This is a genomic window from Actinomadura sp. B10D3, assembly GCF_039871695.1.
GTDB classification, from domain to species: Bacteria; Actinomycetota; Actinomycetes; order Streptosporangiales; family Streptosporangiaceae; genus Spirillospora; species Spirillospora madurae.
Genome location: NZ_JBDPLY010000027.1, coordinates 32,200 through 48,485, shown reverse-complemented (window position 1 = coordinate 48,485; position 16,286 = coordinate 32,200). Strand labels below are relative to the sequence as shown.

Below are 16,286 nucleotides of genomic sequence, written 5' to 3'. Positions count from 1 at the left end.
AGCGGTCCGGATCAGAGCTGCGCCATGGCCTTCCGGATGCGCTTGTCGGAGACGGGGTAGCGCGTGCCGAGCTGCTGGGCGAACAGGCTGACCCGGAGCTCCTCCAGCATCCAGCGGATCTGCCGGGCCGGCTCGTCCTCCCGGCGGGACGGGTGGAGGCGCCGCAGCGTCTGCTCGTACTCCTCCTTCAGCACGTCGACCTGATGGGCGAGCATCCGGTCGCGTCCGGGGTTCTCGGGGAGCTTGTCGAGCCTGATCTGCAGGGCGCGCAGGTAGCGGGGAAGGTCGTGCAGCCGGGCCCAGCCGGTCGCGGTGACGAACCCGGGACGGATCAGCGATTCGAGATGGCCGCGGATGTCGGTCAGCGCCGGGACGAGCGTGAGGCTCGTCGTGCCGCGCAGCCGCCGGTCGGCCTCGTGCGCCTCCGCGAGGATCCGCTCGACCAGCGCGACGATCTCGGCGGTCGCGTCGTGCAGGTCGGCGCGCACGCGGTCGTACAGGGCGCGGAATCCCGCCTCGTCCCAGGCGGGCCCGCCCGACTCGGCGATGAGCCGGTCGGCGGCGGCGGTGACGCAGTCGTCGAACAGCGCGGTGACGGACCCGTGCGGGTTGTGGCTCAGCGCGAGCTTGCCCTTGTTCGTCAGCCGGCCTTGGATGAGCTTCACCGGCGACGGCGCGTTCAGCAGGATCAGCCGCCGCGTGCCGAGCCACATGGCGCGGCGCTGCTCGGCCTCGGTCTCGTACATGCGGACCGCGACGGCGGTGCCCTCGTCGGTGAGCGCCGGATACGCCTTGACGTCGTACCCGGCCTGGTTGCGCTCGTAGGTGCGGGGCAGCTCACCGATCGTCCACTCGGTGAGGCCGGAGCGTTCGATGGTGGACGCCGCCTTGGACAAGGTACCGCGCACCTGGCCGGCGAGGCGGCGCTTCAGCGCGTCCAGGTCGGTGCCCTCGCCCAGGCTGCGTCCCTGGTCGTCCACGACCCGGAACGTGATGCGCAGGTGGGCGGGCAGGCGGGACGGGTCCCACGCCTCCCGGGCGACGGACGCGCTCGTCATCGCGGTCAGCTCGCGCTCCAGCGCGTCCAGGAGCGGCTCGCTGCGCGGCGCCACGCGGCCGAGGACCTTGCGGGCGTAGTCGGGGGCCGGAACGAAGTTGACGCGCAACTGCTTGGGCAGCGACCGGATCAGCTCGGTGACGAGCTCGGCGCGCAGGCCCGGCACCTGCCATTCGAAGCCGTCGGGCCGGACCTGGTTGAGGACCTGGACGGGGACGTGCACGGTGACGCCGTCGGCGTCGGTGCCCGGCTCGAACTGGTAGGTGAGGCGCAGGCGGAGCGCGCCCTGCTTCCACACGTCCGGGTAGTCCGCCTCGCTGACCCCGCCCGCGGTCTCGTTGATGAGCATCGACTTCTCGAAGCCGAGCAGGTCGGGATCCTCGTGCCGGGCCTTCTTCCACCAGGCGTCGAAGTGCCGGCCGGAGACGACGTCCTCGGGGATGCGCGCGTCGTAGAAGTCGAAGAGGGTCTCGTCGTCGACGAGGATGTCGCGGCGCCGGGCGCGGTGCTCCAGCTCCTCCACCTCGTCCAGCAGGTCGCGGTTGTCGTGGAAGAACCGGTGGCGGGTCTCCCAGTCGCCTTCGACAAGGGCGTGCCGGATGAACAGCTCGCGGGAGAGCACGGGGTCGATGCGCCCGTAGTTGACGCGGCGGTCGGCGACGATCGGCACCCCGTAGAGCGTGACCTTCTCGCGCGCCATGACGGCCGCCTGCTTCTTGGACCAGTGCGGCTCGCTGTAGCTGCGCTTCACCAGGTGCCCCGCGAGGGGCTCGACCCACTCCGGCTCGATCCTGGCGTTGATCCGTCCCCACAGCCGGGACGTCTCGACCAGCTCGGCGGACATCACCCAGCGCGGCGGCTTCTTGAACAGCGACGACCCGGGGAACACGGCGAACTTCGCGCCGCGGGCGCCGAGGTACTCGTGGCCGCGCCGCTGCTTGTCCTTCTTCTCGGTGTCCATGAGCCCGATGTGCGACAGCAGCCCGGCGAGCAGCGCGGTGTGGACGCGGTCGGGCGGCGCGTCGGCGGTGTTGATCGTGACGCCGAGCGACTTGGCGACCTGTTTGAGCTGGCCGTGCAGGTCCTGCCATTCGCGGACGCGCAGGAAGTGCAGGAACTCGTTCTTGCACATCCGGCGGAAGGCGCTGCCCGACAGCTCCTTCTGCTGCTCGCGCAGGTAGTTCCAGAGGTTCAGGTAGGCCAGGAAGTCGGACGTGGGGTCGGCGAACCGGCGGTGCTTGTCGTCGGCGGCCTGCTGGTGGTCGGCGGGACGCTCGCGCGGGTCCTGGATCGACAGCGCCGAGGCGATGACCAGCACCTCGCGGACGCAGCCGTTGCGGTCCGCCTCCAGAATCATGCGGCCGAGCCGCGGGTCGACGGGCAGCTGGGCGAGGCGGCGGCCGAGCGGGGTGAGGCGCTTGCGCGGGTCCTTCTCGGCCGGGTCGATGGCGCCCAGCTCGTGCAGGAGGTCGACGCCGGCCTTGACGTTGCGGCGGTCCGGCGGCTCGACGAACGGGAACGCGGCGATGTCGCCGAGCCCGAGCGAGGTCATCTGCAGGATGACGGAGGCGAGGTTCGTCCGCAGGATCTCCGGGTCGGTGAACTCGGGGCGGGACTCGAAGTCCTCCTCGGAGTACAGCCGGATGCACACGCCCTCGGACACGCGCCCGCAGCGTCCCTTGCGCTGGTTCGCCGACGCCTGCGAGACCGGCTCGATCGGGAGCCGCTGCACCTTCAGCCGGTGGCTGTAGCGGGAGATGCGCGCGGTGCCGGGGTCGACGACGTACTTGATGCCCGGCACGGTCAGCGACGTCTCCGCGACGTTGGTCGCGAGGACGACCCGCCGGCCGCGGTGCGGCTGGAACACCCGGTGCTGCTCGGCCGACGACAGGCGCGCGTACAGCGGCAGGATCTCGGTCGCCGACCCGCGCCGGGTGAAGTGCTTGGTGAGCGCGTCGGCGGTGTCGCGGATCTCCCGCTCGCCGCTGAGGAACACCAGGACGTCGCCGGGCGCCTCGCGGCCCAGCTCGTCCACCGCGTCGACGATCGCCTGGATCTGGTCGCGGTCGGGATCGGCGGACGGGTCGTCCGGGTCGGTGATCGGCCGGTACCGGACCTCCACCGGATACGTCCGGCCGGACACCTCCACGATCGGGGCGTCGCCGAAGTGCGCGGAGAACCGCTCCGGGTCGATGGTCGCCGAGGTGATGACGACCTTGAGGTCGGGGCGGCGGGGCAGGATCTCCTTGACGTAGCCGAGCAGGAAGTCGATGTTCAGGCTGCGCTCGTGCGCCTCGTCGATGATGAGGGTGTCGTACTGGCGGAGCAGCCGGTCGGTCTGGATCTCGGCGAGCAGGATGCCGTCCGTCATCAGCTTGACGAGCGTGTCGTCGCTGGACCGGTCGGTGAAGCGCACCTTGTAACCGACGGTGTCGCCGAGCTCGGTGCCGAGCTCCTCGGCGATGCGGTCGGCGACCGTCCGGGCGGCGAGCCGGCGCGGCTGGGTGTGCCCGATCGAGCCGCGCACGCCCCGGCCGAGCTCCAGGCAGATCTTGGGGATCTGGGTGGTCTTGCCGGAGCCCGTCTCACCGGCGACGATCACGACCTGGTGGTCGCGGATGGCGGCGAGCAGGTCGTCCTTCTTCTGCGCGACCGGCAGCTGCGCCGGGTAGGTGATCGCGGGCACGGCGCCGCGCCGCCGCTCGACGCGCCGCTCGGCGGCCTCGATGTCGGCGGTGATCTCCCCGGCGACCCTGGCCTGGCGCCGGGCGTCCCGCATCTTCTGGACGCCGTCGATCCGGCGGCGCAGCCGATGCTCGTCACGCAGCATCAACTGCGGCAGGCGCGCGCGCAGGTCGGCGAGCGGCGGTTTCACACTCGTCCCCATAGTCATCGTCAAGGATAGGGTCGCGGGCTCCCGGCCCACGCTCCCGCAAACCTTCCGACCGTAGCCGGATCGGCCGGTGGCGGGCGATCCATTTTCCCCGTGGTCACAACGTCCCCCGAAGCGGGCGCATTCCGCCCGTGACGGCCACCCATCGCACCGGACCGTTCACTCCAAGACACTGCGGCCGGCGGGGAGATCGTTCATGATGGGGAAACGTGGAGCACCCGACCGCCGCCGGCCGTTACCGGATCGACCGCCTTCTCGGCTCGGGGGGATTCGCCTCGGTGTGGCTCGGCCACGACCCCGAGCTCGACGCCCCCGTCGCGATCAAGATCCTGGCCGAGCACTGGACACTGCGGACCGACGTGCGCGACCGGTTCGTCCAGGAGGCGCGGCTGCTGCGCCGGGCCGACTCGCACCGGCTGGTGCAGGTCTTCGACATCGGGGAGATGCCGGACGGCCGCCCCTACTTCGTCATGACCTACGCCGACCGGGGCACCCTGGCGGAGCGGCTCGCGGGCGGGCCGCTCCCGCCGGACGAGGCGCTGCGCACCGCCCGGGAGATCTGCCTGGGCGTGCAGGAACTGCACGACCTCGGCGTCGTGCACCGCGACCTGAAGCCGTCCAACGTGCTGCTACGGTCGGCGCCCGGCGGTGGGGAGCGACTCATGATCTCCGACCTCGGCATCGCCCGGACCGAGGACCACCTGTCGAGCCTGACGCTGCCGGCCGGCTCGCCTGGGTACATGGCGCCCGAGCAGACGCAGGTCGACGGAGCCCCCGACCGGCGCGCCGACGTCTACGGCCTCGGCGCGCTCACCCACCACCTGCTGACCGGGGAGCCGCCCTCGGTCCCCGCGCGCCCGCCCGGCGACACCCTGCCCGCGATCCCGCCCGCCGTGAGCGCGGCCGTGCTCCGCGCACTGGAGCCCGACCGGGAACGGCGCTGGACGTCGGCGGCCGAGTTCGGCGAGGCCCTCGCGAGCGCCGCCGGCGACGTCGGCACCGATCCCCTTCCGAAGTCGCCTCCGGCACGTGCCGGACGCGCGGCCAGGCGGCCCAGGACCATGATCGCGGCGGCGGCCGGTGCCCTCGCCGTCGCGCTCGCGGCGACCGCCGCCGTCTGGGGGCTGTCGGGCGGGGACGGCGGCGGCACCGCGGCCGCGGACCGGCACGCGCGGTGGCTGCGCCCGGGATCGGACGTCCCGGCCCGGTACCGGGATCTGATCGTCCAGGCCGGGACGTGGTGCGAGATGCCCGGCCTGAGCCCGGCGCTGATCGCGGCGATGCTGAAGGCGGAGAGCGGCTTCGACCCGAACCTGGCGGACCCGGCGAAGGACGAGTACGGCATCGCCCGGTGGACGCCCCGCGTGCTGGTGTTCTGGCAGCCGGGCGGGCTCGACAACCCGGAGCCGAGGCCGGAGCAGATCACGCCGGAACTCTCGATCCCCGCGATGGGCCGGTTCCTGTGCTACTGGGGCAAGGACCTGAAGGGCGTGCCGGGCGATCCGGCGCTGAACCTCGCCGCCACCTACCGCAGCTCGTCGAAGACCGTCGTGAAGGCGGGCGGCGTCCCGGACCGGCTCAAGCCGTACACCGAGAAGGTGCGCCGGTACATGGCCGACTACCGGCCCCGCTGAGCCGCTGCGCGCGGCGAGGTCAGCCCGCGCCGTAGACGGGTTCGGGCGCGGGGGCCTTCGCCAGCAGGTCCGCGACGACGTCGCCGACCTCGGCGGGGTCCCAGCGGGCCCCCTTGTCGGCGGCCGGGCCGTGCCGGAAGGCGTCCATCACGCAGATCCTCCCGCCCTCCGCCTCGAAGACGCGCCCCGTGACGTCCCGCGACCCGGCGGAGCCGAGCCACACCACGAGCGGGGACACGTTCTCCGGCGCCATGGCGTCGAACTCGCCCCCGGCGGGCGCGGCCATCGTCTGCGCGAAGACCTCCTCGGTCATCCGGGTGCGGGCGGCGGGCGCGACCGCGTTGACGGTCACCCCGTACCGGCCGAGTTCGGCCGACGCGACGAGGGTGAGCCCGACGATGCCCGCCTTCGCCGCGGAGTAGTTGCCCTGGCCGACGCTGCCGAGCAGCCCGGCGCCGGACGAGGTGTTGACGACGCGGGCGTCCACGGCGCGGCCGGCCTTGCTCTCGGCCCGCCAGTGCCGACCGGCGTGCTTGAGCGGCAGGAAGTGGCCCTTGAGGTGCACGCGCATGACGGCGTCCCACTCGTCCTCGCCGAGGTTGACCAGCATGCGGTCGCGCAGGAACCCGGCGTTGTTGACCAGGGTGTCCAGCCGGCCGAACGCGTCGATCGCCGCGCCGACCAGCGAGGCGGCGCCCGCGTCGGTGGCGATGTCGGCGGTGTGCGCGACGGCCCGCCCGCCGAGCGCCTCGATCTCCCGGACGACGTCGTGCGCGGGGCCCGCGGAGGCGCCGCCGGTGCCGTCCCGGGCGACGCCGAGGTCGTTGACGACGACGCGGGCGCCCTGCCGGGCGAACTCTAGGGCGTGCGCGCGGCCGAGCCCGCGCCCGGCGCCGGTGACGGCGGCCACCCGGTCCTTGCAGATCATCACGACTCCTTCGGTGCCTGCGGCTGGTTGAGGGAGGGCTCGTTCACGGACGGCTTGTTCACGGTGGCGGCGTCCAGGAACGGCGGGCGCTCTCCCCCGCCGTGCACCTGCATGGACGAGCCGGTGACGTAGGACGCCAGGTCGGAGGCGAGGAACACGCAGGCGGTGCCGACCTCGTAGGGGTCGGCGAGGCGGCCGACCGGGACGGTCCGGCCGACCGCCGCGATGCCCTCCTCGTCCCCGTAATGGGACGACGACGCCTCCGTACGGACCATCCCGAGGACCAGCGTGTTGACCCGGATGTGCGGCGCCCACTCGATGGCCAGCGACTGGGTGAGGCTGTGCAGGCCCGCCTTGGCCGCGCCGTAGGCGGCGGTACCGGGCGACGGGCGCACCCCGCTGACGCTGCCGATGTTGACGATGGAGCCGCCGCCGCGGGCGAGGAGCTTCGGCCGCAGCGCCCGCGACATGATCAGCGGCGCGGTCAGGTTCAGCTCCATGATCTTGATGTGGGTGCGCAGACGGCCCTCGGCGAGCGGCACGTGCGGGCTCCCTCCCGCGTTGTTGACCAGGACGTCGACGTGGTCCAGACCGTCCGCGAAGTCCTGCACGGCGTCGGGGTCGCGGACGTCCAGCGGGACGAAGCGCGCGGCGCGCCCGCCCGCCTCCGGGACCTCCTCCGGCTCGCGGCGGGCGACGGCGATGACGTCGGCGCCCGCCTCCAGGAAGGCGCGGCTGATGCCGGCGCCGACCCCGCGCACGCCGCCGGTGACCACGGCGGTCCTGCCGCCCAGGTCGAGCGTCAGTGCCATGCCGCCTCCCCCTCCGGTGCCTCTGCTACCTTCTGTTCTAACAAATGTTTGGTGGAAAGGTAGCGCATGGGAGTCTCCACCACGACCCTGGACGGGGTCGCCGAGATCGTCGTGGACGCGCCGCCGGTGAACGCGCTGACCGTCGCGGGCTGGTACGACCTGGCCGGCGCCGTGCTCGCGGCGGGCCGCGATCCCGAGGTCGGGGCCGTGGTGCTCCGCGCCGAGGGCCGGGGCTTCAACGCGGGCGTCGACATCAAGGAGATGCAGAGCACCGGCGGCCACACCGCGCTGGTCGGCGCCAACCGCGGCTGCTTCGCGGCGTTCGCCGCCGTCTACGACTGCGAGGTCCCGGTCGTCGCCGCGGTGCACGGCTTCTGCCTCGGCGGCGGCGTCGGCCTGGCCGGCAACGCCGACATCGTGGTCGCCTCGCGGGACGCCTACTTCGGCCTGCCCGAGGTGGAGCGGGGAGCGCTCGGCGCCGCCACCCACCTGGCGCGGCTCGTCCCGCAGCACCTCATGCGCGCGATGGTCTACACGTGCCGCAACGTCACGGCGGAGGAACTGCACCACCACGGCTCGGTCCTGGAGGTCGTCCCGGCGGACGAGCTGCGCGCCAAGGCGATGGAGGTCGCCGCGACCATCGCCGCGAAGGACCGGTACGTGATCCGGCGCGCCAAGGAGTCGCTGAACGGCATCGACCCGGTCGACGTGAAGCGCAGCTACCGCTACGAGCAGGGCTTCACGTTCGAGCTGAACCTGGTCGGCGCCGGCGACGAGCACCGCGACGCCTTCGTCGCCAAGGGGGCGGAATGAGCAAGGTGCTGGCGGCCGACGACGTCGCCGCGTCGCTGGAGAGCGGCATGACGGTCGGGATCGGCGGCTGGGGCTCGCGGCGCAAGCCGATGGCCCTGGTCCGGGCGATCCTGCGCTCCCCCGTCACCGACCTCACGGTGGTCTCCTACGGCGGCCCGGACGTCGGCCTGCTGTGCGCGGCGGGCAAGGTCCGCCGGCTGGTCACCGCGTTCGTGACCATGGACTCGATCCCGCTGGAGCCGCACTTCCGGCAGGCGCGGCAGTCCGGGTCGATCGAGCTGACCGAGTACGACGAGGGCATGTTCATGTTCGGGCTGTACGCCGCGGCGCACCGGCTGCCGTTCCTGCCCACCCCGGTCGGGCTCGGCTCGGACGTGATGCGGGTCAACCCGGAGCTGAGGACGGTCCGGTCGCCGTACGAGGACGGCCAGGATCTCGTCGCCGTCCCCGCGCTGACGATGGACGTCGCGCTGGTGCACATGAACCGCGCCGACGTCCGGGGCAACGCCCAGTACCTCGGTCCCGACCCCTACATGGACGACCTGTTCGCGAAGGCGGCCGACCGGACCTACGTGTCGTGCGAGCGCCTGGTCGACACGGCCGACTTCGCCAAGGAGGGGCCGGTGCAGTCGCTGCTGATCAGCCGGTCGCAGGTGACCGGCGTGGTGGAGACGCCCAACGGGGCGCACTTCACCGACTGCGCGCCCGACTTCGGGCGGGACGAGAGGTTCCAGAAGCTCTACGCGCAGTCGGCGGCCGATCCCGAGAAGTGGGCGGAGTTCAGCGAACGCTTCCTGTCCGGTGACGAGGCCGCGTACCAGGACGCCGTCCGGGTCTGGCGGGAGGAGTCCCGATGAGCGCACCGACAGACAACGCGGCGAGGACCGACGCCACGAGGGCCGAGGTGTGCGCCGCCGCGTGCGCGGACCTGTTCCGCGGCGACGGGGAGATCGTCGCGGCGGCGGTGGCCGGGTTCGTCCCGATGCTCGGGTCCCGGCTGGCGCGGGCGACGTTCGCCCCCGACCTGCTGACGACCGACGGCGGCCCCGCGCTGAGCGCCGAGCCCGTCCCGCTCGGCGGGTCGGCCGGGACGGTCGAGGGCTGGCTGCCGTTCCGCGACCACCTGTGGCTCGTCCTCAACGGACGGCGGCACGTGGTGATGGGGCCGAGCCAGATCGACGCGCACGGCAACACCAACATCTCCTGCATCGGCGACTGGGAGCGGCCGTCCCGCCAGCTCCTCGGCGTGCGCGGCGGGCCGGGCAACACGCTGCTGAACACGACGAGCTACTGGGTGCCGAAGCACTCGGCGCGGGTGTTCACCGAGAAGGTCGACATGGTGAGCGGCATCGGCTGGGACCGCGGCGCGCACGAGATCCGCGCCGTGGTGACCAACCTGGCCGTCCTCGACTTCGACACCCCGGACCGGCGGATGCGGCTGCGCTCCGTCCACCCCGGCGTGAGCGTCGGCGAGGTGGTGTCGGCCACCGGCTTCGAGCTGGCGGCCCCCGACGAGGTGCCCGAGACGAGGCTGCCGGAGGGCGAAGAGCTGCGGATCATGCGCGAGGTCCTCGACCCGAAGGGCCTGCGCGAGAGAGAGGTCCCCTCCTGGTGACTCCTCCGCTCCCTGAAGGGAGCGGCTTCTCGCTAGGCCGCTTCCGCAGCGTCGCGAAGGACAAGCCCTGCCCTCAAGATGTTGATCGCCGCGTTCACGTCGGCGTGCGCGGTGTGCCCGCACGCCGTACACGCGAATGCGGTTTGGGTGACGCGGTTCTCCGCGGCGCAGTGCCCGCAGCGGGCACAGGTGCGGGAGGTGTTGCGGGGCTCAACTGCGACCAGCTCGCGACCGGCGCTTGCAGCCTTGTGCGCGAGGACTCGCAGGAACACCCCCCAACCAGCGTCCAGGATGCTCCGGTTCAATCCGGACTTGGCGGCGACGCCCCGGCCAGGCTGCCCGATCGTGCCGGACGCCGAGCGGGTCATGTTCGTGATCCGCAGGTCCTCATGCACGATTACGTCATAGGCGGCCACCAGCGCGTTGGCGGTCTTGTGTGCGTGGTCGAGGCGCTGGCGGCCGACCTTGGCGTGCAGCCCGGCGACGCGGGCGGCCGCCTTGCGCCGCCGCGCCGAGCCGCGCTTCTTGCGGGCCAGGTCGCGCTGCGCGTCCGCGAGACGATCGGCGGCCGCGGCCAGGTGGCGCGGGTTGGCCACGTGGGTGCCGTCGGAGGTGGTCACCAGGCAGGCCACGCCCATGTCGATCCCGGCGGCCGCGCCGGTGGCGGGCAGCTGCTCGGCGGGCACTTCGTCGCACGCCAGGACCACGAACCAGCGGCGGCCCTCGCGCTTGACGCTGATCGTCTTCACCCGGCCGCGCACAGGGCGGTGCTGGTGGACGCGGACGTGCCCGATGCCCTGCAACCGGACGAACGTGGCCGAGGGGTGCTCGGGCTGGGAGTCCCACCGGCAGCCGTCACCGTCCCTGGGCCAGGTGACGGTGTCGAACCAGCCCTTTCCCTTGAACCGGGGAAAGCCCGGCTTCTGCCCGGCCTTGAGGCGGCGGAAGAACGCGGCGAACGCCTTGTCCAGCCGCCGGAGGGTGGCCTGCTGGGAGCAGAACGACCAGCGGCCCTGCCCGCCGGGGTCGTCACCGCGGATGTGCTTGAGGTCGGCGGACTGGTCGCCGTACCTGATCGTCACGCCCGCCTTGCGGTAGGCGATGCGGCGGTGCTCCAGGGCGGCGTTGTACAGCTGCCGGTGCTCCTCCAGGCACGCCGCCAGGGCCCCAGCCTGCCGGGCGGTCGGGCGCAGCAGGAACTTGTACGCCCTACGCACGGCCACGCCCCTTGGACGGCCGCTCGTACTGCGTGTCGATGTAGCGCTGCACCGTCTCGGCCGACACCGCGCCGGCCGTGGCCACAAAGTACGAACGCGACCACAGCGTGGGCAGCCGGGAACGCAGGCGCGCGAACTCGGCGCGCAGGTGGCGGGAGGTGAAGCCCTTGAACTGGTTGGCCACATACGACGGCGAGTGCTTCGGGTGCGCCTTGACCAACAGATGCACGTGGTCGGGCATCACCTCAAGCGCCACGATCTGCCACCCGTGCTCGTCGGCCTTGGCGCGGATCAACTCCTCCAGGCGGTCCTTGACCCGGCCGCCCAGGACGGGGCGGCGGTACTTGGGGCACCACACGACGTGGTACCCCAGGTCATACGCCGCACCGGGAGAAGCGCGCACCCGACGAGTCACACGACCACTATACGGGCGTCGCCTATCTAACGAGTGTCGAAAGGTTGAGCCAGTGCGCACTTCGTGCTTGGTTCTGTCCCGCTGGCGCGGGCCAGTCCCTACCAGAACCCCGATTCACCCGTCACCTGAAGACGATGGTCCCCTCGGGAGGCTCTGATGGAGCAGGTGCTCGACACGCCGCTGACCCGCCTGGCGGGCGTGCGCCATCCGGTCGTCCAGACCGGCATGGGATGGGTGGCCGGGCCGCGCCTCGTCACGGCGGTGGCGAACGCGGGCGGCCTCGGGGTCCTCGCGTCCGCGACGATGACGCTCGACCAGCTCGCCGCCGCGATCCGCGAGGTGAAGGAGCGCACGGACGCGCCGTTCGGCGTCAACCTGCGGGCCGACGCCGGCGACGCGGGCGACCGCATCGACCTGCTCGTCAAGGAGGGTGTGAAGGTCGCCTCGTTCGCGCTCGCGCCGAAGAAGGAACTGATCGCCAAGCTCAAGGACGCCGGGGTCGTGGTGATCCCGTCGGTCGGCGCGCGGCGGCACGCGGAGAAGGTCGCGGGCTGGGGCGCCGACGCGGTGCTCGTCCAGGGCGGCGAGGGCGGCGGCCACACCGGCGCCGTCGCCACCACATTGCTGCTGCCGCAGGTGGTGGACGCCGTCGACATCCCGGTCATCGCCGCCGGGGGGTTCTTCGACGGCCGCGGCCTGGCCGCCGCGCTCGCGTACGGGGCGGCGGGCGTCGCGATGGGCACCCGGTTCCTGCTGACGTCCGACAGCTCGGTGCCGGAGGCCGTCAAGCGGGTCTACCTCGACAGCGGCGAGACCGTGGTGACGCGGCAGGTGGACGGCATGCCGCACCGGGTGCTGCGCAGCGGGCTGGTCGACGCGCTGGAGTCGTCCGGCCGCGTCGGCGGGCTGCTGCGGGTGGTGCGCAACGGCGCCCGGTTCAAGCGGCTGTCCGGCATGTCGTGGCGCGAGATGATCGCCGACGGCCGGGCGATGAAGCACGGCAAGGACCTGTCGTGGTCGCAGGTCCTGATGGCCGCCAACACCCCCATGCTGCTGAAGGCGGCCATGGTGGACGGCCGTCCCGACCTCGGCGTGATGGCGTCCGGGCAGGTGGTCGGCGTCATCGACGACCTGCCCACCTGCGCGGAGCTGATCGACGGGATCATGAAGGGGGCGGCGGAGGCGATCGCCGCCCAGCAGGCACTGCTGGCGCGCTAGTACTACATAGCTAGACCTGGATGACCTGCAGGCGTAGGCGCCGCCTGAAGTGGTGCCTACGGGCTTCGGCTTGATGGCTCCGGCGGATGTTGGACCAGTAAAGGCCCAGCTCAATGGTGTGATCGTCTTTGTCGGTCAGGTTGAACAGGTGCCGGATCTCGCCGAGGGACAAAGGGATCGGGCGCTGGCCTTGCCGCTGAGACGCCCGTCCCGGGTTTCGTGGTGGTTGCTGCCGGTTCGCCCGTCGTGCACTGCCGGTCGCCGTCGGTTGTCCACAGGGGGTGGGTCCCCTTTTTAGCGGTATGGCGGAGCACGGCGAGAAAGGTCATGCCGAGCATCGCCAGGGTGATGTGGCGGTACCACGCCTGGTAGAGCCGGAACTGATATTGCGCCAACCCCGCTTCCTGCTTGGCGGCCTCGAAACATTCCTCGATTGGCCAGCGGGTGCCGATGACCCGGACCAGCTCGGACAGTGCATCCCCGCGCGGGTTGTGACAATGAAAGTATGCGAGTTCGCCATCGTTGATGTTTCGTCGGAACACGTACTGGTGTTCGGAAACCGGTGCATCGATCACGGCCCAGTCGTAGACCCGGAAGCCTTTGGATCCGATTCCGCAGGCCCGGCGCTGCCAGTCGTGGGGTTTCAGTCGTGCGGCGACGGCCTCGACAATGGCGGGATCGTTCGTCGCCGAGGAGACACTTCCGGTGGTGACGGTGGTGTTCTTGGGGACGGCCATGCAGTAGGCGATCTGTCGTTCTTCCAGATGGCGGCGCAGTTTGTGGTTTTGGCCGAACTCCTCGTCCGCGGCGAACCACGCGAACGGCACCCCCGCCTCCAACGTACGGTCGATCATGGCCTGGACCTGCTGCGGACGGGTTGCGAACGTCAGGTGCTCGGGGACGCCGGCCTCGGCGCGCCGCTCGGGGTCGGCGCACCAGGAGCGTTCGGGCATATAGAGTTCCCGGTCGATGAGCACTCGGTCCCCGGTCGTGTTGGCGTAGGCCAGGAACGTTCCGATCTGGCAGTTGTCGACCCGCCCGAGAGTCCCCGAGTATTGCCGCTGCACCCCGGCCGACTTCTTCCCCTTCTTAGCGAACCCTGTCGGATCGGCGATCAGCACCGCCTGCGGATCAGCGAAATACTCCATCGCGTAGGCCCGCACATCGTCGCGCAACCCATCGGCATCCCAGGCCGTCAGATTGATGAAACGCTGGATCGCCGTCGGCCTGCGCTCCCCGGTGAACTCTGAAATCGTCCACGAATTCTTCCGCGCCAGCGGAGCCAGCAGCCCCCGCAGGTACTGCCGGAAATGCTCGCGCGACTCCGTCCGGTACCACCGCCCCTCGAACCGGGCGCACAGCGTCTCGAACTCGGTCTTCCAGGCATCCAGGTCAGCGGGTGTCACCGCACCGTCGATTTTGCAAGGGTCAGGCATACGGATACGGCTACACCCACCCAGCTTGATCACGCAGGGAGATTGTTCGATCGCCTACCGAGATCTAGGCATGTAGTACTAGGCGCCGCCCGCGCCGAGGCCGCGCAGCACGGCCTCGGCGCGGGTCCTTCATCGCGAGGCCGAGTCCGTCACCTTGAGGACGAGCTTGCCCGTCGTGGTGCCCGACTCGATGCGCTCGTGCGCCTCGGCGGCCCGTTCCAGGGGCAGTTCCTCCACCTGGACCCGCAGGTCGCCCGAGGCCGCCGCGGCGACCGCACGGCGCAGGGCGCGTCCCGTCTCGGCCGGTGCGAGCCCTGCGAACACCGCGAGGTTGAACCCGGACACGGTCTTGTTGGTGAACCACAGCTCGTTCGCCGGGATCCCCACGTCGTCCGCCCCGGACGCGTTGCCCATCACGACCATCCGACCCGTCGGGGCGAGGGCGTCCAGGCTCGCGCGGCGAGCGGGGCCGCCGACCATGTCCACGACGATGTCGAACCCGCGCCCGCCGGTCAGGGCGGCGACCTCGCCGGGCAGGTCGTCGCGGAGCACGACGTCGTCGTAGCCGAACCCGCGCGCGGTCTCGATCTTGGCGGGGCCGCCCACCGTGCCGGCCACCCGGCCCGCGCCGAGCAGGCGCGCCGCCTGGCCGAGCTGACTGCCCACGCCCCCGGCCGCGGCGTGCACCAGCACGGTCTCGCCGGGCTCGATGCGCGCGATCCGATCCAGGACGAGAAACGCGGTGGTGCTGTTGGACGGGACGGCCGCGGCGAGGTCCAGTCCGAGCCCCGGACCGTCGAGCGGCACGACCAGGTCGGTCGAGGTCACCGCGACCTCGGCGTAGCCGCCGCTGTCCACGACCGTCAACGCGGCGACGGGCTCGCCCACGCGGAACCCCTCGACGTCCGGCCCCACCGCGCGGACGTGCCCGGACACCTCGATGCCCGGAACGAACGGCAGCGGCACGTCCGCGACACCCTGCCGGTAGAGGATTTCAGCGAAGTTCGCCCCCGCGTACGCGACGTCGATGGAAACCTGGCCGGGCCCCGGCTCGGGGACGTCCACCTCGGCCTGACGCAGCACGTCCGCACCGCCGAACTCGGGGATCGTGACGGCCCGCATCAGTACCGCCCTCCGACGGCCGCGGGGACGCCGTCCAGCTCCGCCAGGTCGGCGGCGGTGAGCTCCAGGTCGGCCGCGCCGGCGTTGTCGCGCAGGTACCGCCGCTTCTTGGTTCCGGGAATCGGGATGACGTGCTCGCCCTGCGCGAGCGTCCAGGCGATGGCGACCTGCGCCGGGGTCGCGCCGTGGCGCGCCGCGACCGCCTTGACCATGTCGACGATGCGCAGGTTGGCCTTCAGCGCGTCCTCCTGGAAGCGGGGGTTGCCGCCGCGGTAGTCGGTGTCCTCGAAGTCGGCGGTGGTGACCGTCCCGGTGAGGAAGCCGCGGCCGAGCGGCGAGTACGGCACGAAGGCGACGCCGTTGGCGGCGCACCAGCCGACCACGTCGCCCGGTCCCTCCCCCTGCGCGTCGCCCGGGAGGACGCCGGCGGTCCCGCCGGGCGCGCCCAGCGCGTCACGCGTCCACAGCGACAGCTCCGACTGGATCGCCGCCACCGGATGGATCGCGTGCGCCTCGGCCGCCTGCGCGACGCTGACCTCCGAGAGGCCCAGCCTGCGGACCTTGCCCTCGGTGACCAGTTCCGCCATCGCGCCCCAGGTGTCGGCGAGCGGCACCTCCGGGTCGACGCGGTGCAGGTAGTACAGGTCGATCACGTCGGTGCCGAGCCGGCGCAGGCTGTCCTCCGCGGACGCCTTGACGTGCTCCGGCGTGCCCTTCCGGGCCATCTTCCAGGGGACGATCGACTCCACGACCAGGCCGGTCTTCGTGGCCACGACCGCCTCGTCCCGGCGTCCGGCCAGCGCCCGCCCGACGAGGGACTCGTTGTGGCCGTCGCCGTAGGGCTGCGCGGTGTCGAGGAAGGTCACACCGAGGTCGAGCGCCTCGCGGATCACGGCGACGGACTTGTCGTCGTCCCGCTCCGACTCGGAGTAGGCGAAGCTCATCCCCATGCAGCCGAGCCCCACGGCGCCCACTTGCGTCCCGGCGAAATCACGCGTCTTCATAACGCCCTCTCGTGGTTCGGTTTCCGAGGACGATCGTGCGGGACGGCCGCGAACCGAGACAGACTCGGCTGATCCTGGGTGTGGCACCACCACCCTGTGGCGGGCCACGGTTCGGCCGGCGG

Annotated in this window: 12 protein-coding genes and 1 pseudogene; 5 read left to right on the top strand and 8 right to left on the bottom strand. The window is 71.9% G+C overall.

Annotated features, from left to right (window positions below):
* Positions 1-11 precede the first annotated feature (11 nt).
* Entirely contained in the window at positions 12-3,944 is a 3,933-nt protein-coding gene (hrpA, locus tag ABGB11_RS31725; protein ID WP_347638879.1) for an ATP-dependent RNA helicase HrpA, read from the bottom strand.
* A gap of 215 nt (positions 3,945-4,159) precedes the next feature.
* Between hrpA and ABGB11_RS31720 the strand changes: the two genes are divergently transcribed.
* Positions 4,160-5,584 (top strand): serine/threonine-protein kinase, encoded by a 1,425-nt coding sequence (locus ABGB11_RS31720; RefSeq protein WP_347638877.1) that lies wholly within the window; start codon positions 4,160-4,162, stop codon positions 5,582-5,584.
* 19 nt (positions 5,585-5,603) lie between these two features.
* Here the strand turns inward: ABGB11_RS31720 and ABGB11_RS31715 are convergent, their stop codons facing one another.
* Positions 5,604-6,512, bottom strand: coding sequence for an SDR family oxidoreductase (locus tag ABGB11_RS31715; RefSeq protein ID WP_347638875.1), 909 nt, complete (start codon positions 6,510-6,512; stop codon positions 5,604-5,606).
* Positions 6,512-7,324, bottom strand: a complete 813-nt coding sequence (locus tag ABGB11_RS31710; protein ID WP_347638873.1) for an SDR family oxidoreductase — start codon at positions 7,322-7,324, stop codon at positions 6,512-6,514. Before ABGB11_RS31710 ends, ABGB11_RS31715 begins: the two co-directional genes overlap by 1 nt.
* A gap of 66 nt (positions 7,325-7,390) precedes the next feature.
* On the opposite strand from ABGB11_RS31710, the gene ABGB11_RS31705 reads away from it, so the two are divergent.
* The 3 genes from ABGB11_RS31705 to ABGB11_RS31695 are packed head-to-tail and all read left to right on the top strand — an operon-like array spanning position 7,391 to position 9,752.
* Positions 7,391-8,137, top strand: coding sequence for an enoyl-CoA hydratase family protein (locus tag ABGB11_RS31705; RefSeq protein WP_347638871.1), 747 nt, complete (start codon positions 7,391-7,393; stop codon positions 8,135-8,137).
* Positions 8,134-8,994 (top strand): CoA-transferase, encoded by an 861-nt coding sequence (locus ABGB11_RS31700; RefSeq protein ID WP_347638869.1) that lies wholly within the window; start codon positions 8,134-8,136, stop codon positions 8,992-8,994. Before ABGB11_RS31705 ends, ABGB11_RS31700 begins: the two co-directional genes overlap by 4 nt.
* Entirely contained in the window at positions 8,991-9,752 is a 762-nt protein-coding gene (locus tag ABGB11_RS31695) for a CoA-transferase (RefSeq protein WP_347638867.1), read from the top strand. Before ABGB11_RS31700 ends, ABGB11_RS31695 begins: the two co-directional genes overlap by 4 nt.
* Before the next feature lie 32 nt (positions 9,753-9,784).
* On the opposite strand, the gene ABGB11_RS31690 is transcribed toward ABGB11_RS31695, so the two are convergent.
* Positions 9,785-10,969 carry a transposase gene (locus ABGB11_RS31690; protein WP_347638865.1) on the bottom strand — a complete coding sequence of 395 codons (1,185 nt, stop codon included), beginning with the start codon at positions 10,967-10,969 and terminating at the stop codon, positions 9,785-9,787.
* Entirely contained in the window at positions 10,962-11,384 is a 423-nt protein-coding gene (gene tnpA, locus ABGB11_RS31685; RefSeq protein ID WP_347638863.1) for an IS200/IS605 family transposase, read from the bottom strand. The genes ABGB11_RS31690 and tnpA overlap by 8 nt, the downstream gene beginning before the upstream one ends.
* A 156-nt stretch (positions 11,385-11,540) precedes the next feature.
* On the opposite strand from tnpA, the gene ABGB11_RS31680 reads away from it, so the two are divergent.
* Complete coding sequence (locus tag ABGB11_RS31680) at positions 11,541-12,602, top strand: nitronate monooxygenase (RefSeq protein ID WP_347638861.1); 1,062 nt, start codon at positions 11,541-11,543, stop codon at positions 12,600-12,602.
* A gap of 287 nt (positions 12,603-12,889) precedes the next feature.
* Here ABGB11_RS31680 and ABGB11_RS31675 read toward each other — a convergent pair.
* The 3 genes and pseudogenes from ABGB11_RS31675 to ABGB11_RS31665 form a co-directional block, all read right to left on the bottom strand.
* Positions 12,890-14,071 (bottom strand): annotated as a pseudogene (locus ABGB11_RS31675) (IS701 family transposase); the annotation flags it as partial.
* A 96-nt stretch (positions 14,072-14,167) separates the two neighbouring features.
* On the bottom strand, positions 14,168-15,160 hold the full coding sequence (locus ABGB11_RS31670) for a zinc-binding dehydrogenase (protein ID WP_347638859.1): 993 nt from the start codon (positions 15,158-15,160) through the stop codon (positions 14,168-14,170).
* A complete protein-coding gene (locus ABGB11_RS31665; RefSeq protein ID WP_347638857.1) occupies positions 15,160-16,164 on the bottom strand; it encodes an aldo/keto reductase in 1,005 nt (334 codons plus the stop codon). Before ABGB11_RS31665 ends, ABGB11_RS31670 begins: the two co-directional genes overlap by 1 nt.
* Positions 16,165-16,286 lie beyond the last annotated feature (122 nt).

Excerpts from the sequence above, each read along its gene's own strand:
- ABGB11_RS31665 (WP_347638857.1), bottom strand. The coding sequence starts at position 16,164 with ATGAAGACGCGTGATTTCGCCGGGACGCAAGTGGGCGCCGTGGGGCTC.
- ABGB11_RS31695 (WP_347638867.1), top strand. The coding sequence starts at position 8,991 with ATGAGCGCACCGACAGACAACGCGGCGAGGACCGACGCCACGAGGGCC.
- ABGB11_RS31715 (WP_347638875.1), bottom strand. The coding sequence starts at position 6,512 with ATGATCTGCAAGGACCGGGTGGCCGCCGTCACCGGCGCCGGGCGCGGG.
- hrpA (WP_347638879.1), bottom strand. The coding sequence starts at position 3,944 with ATGGGGACGAGTGTGAAACCGCCGCTCGCCGACCTGCGCGCGCGCCTG.
- ABGB11_RS31670 (WP_347638859.1), bottom strand. The coding sequence starts at position 15,160 with ATGCGGGCCGTCACGATCCCCGAGTTCGGCGGTGCGGACGTGCTGCGT.
- ABGB11_RS31710 (WP_347638873.1), bottom strand. The coding sequence starts at position 7,324 with ATGGCACTGACGCTCGACCTGGGCGGCAGGACCGCCGTGGTCACCGGC.
- ABGB11_RS31680 (WP_347638861.1), top strand. The coding sequence starts at position 11,541 with ATGGAGCAGGTGCTCGACACGCCGCTGACCCGCCTGGCGGGCGTGCGC.
- ABGB11_RS31705 (WP_347638871.1), top strand. The coding sequence starts at position 7,391 with ATGGGAGTCTCCACCACGACCCTGGACGGGGTCGCCGAGATCGTCGTG.
- ABGB11_RS31700 (WP_347638869.1), top strand. The coding sequence starts at position 8,134 with ATGAGCAAGGTGCTGGCGGCCGACGACGTCGCCGCGTCGCTGGAGAGC.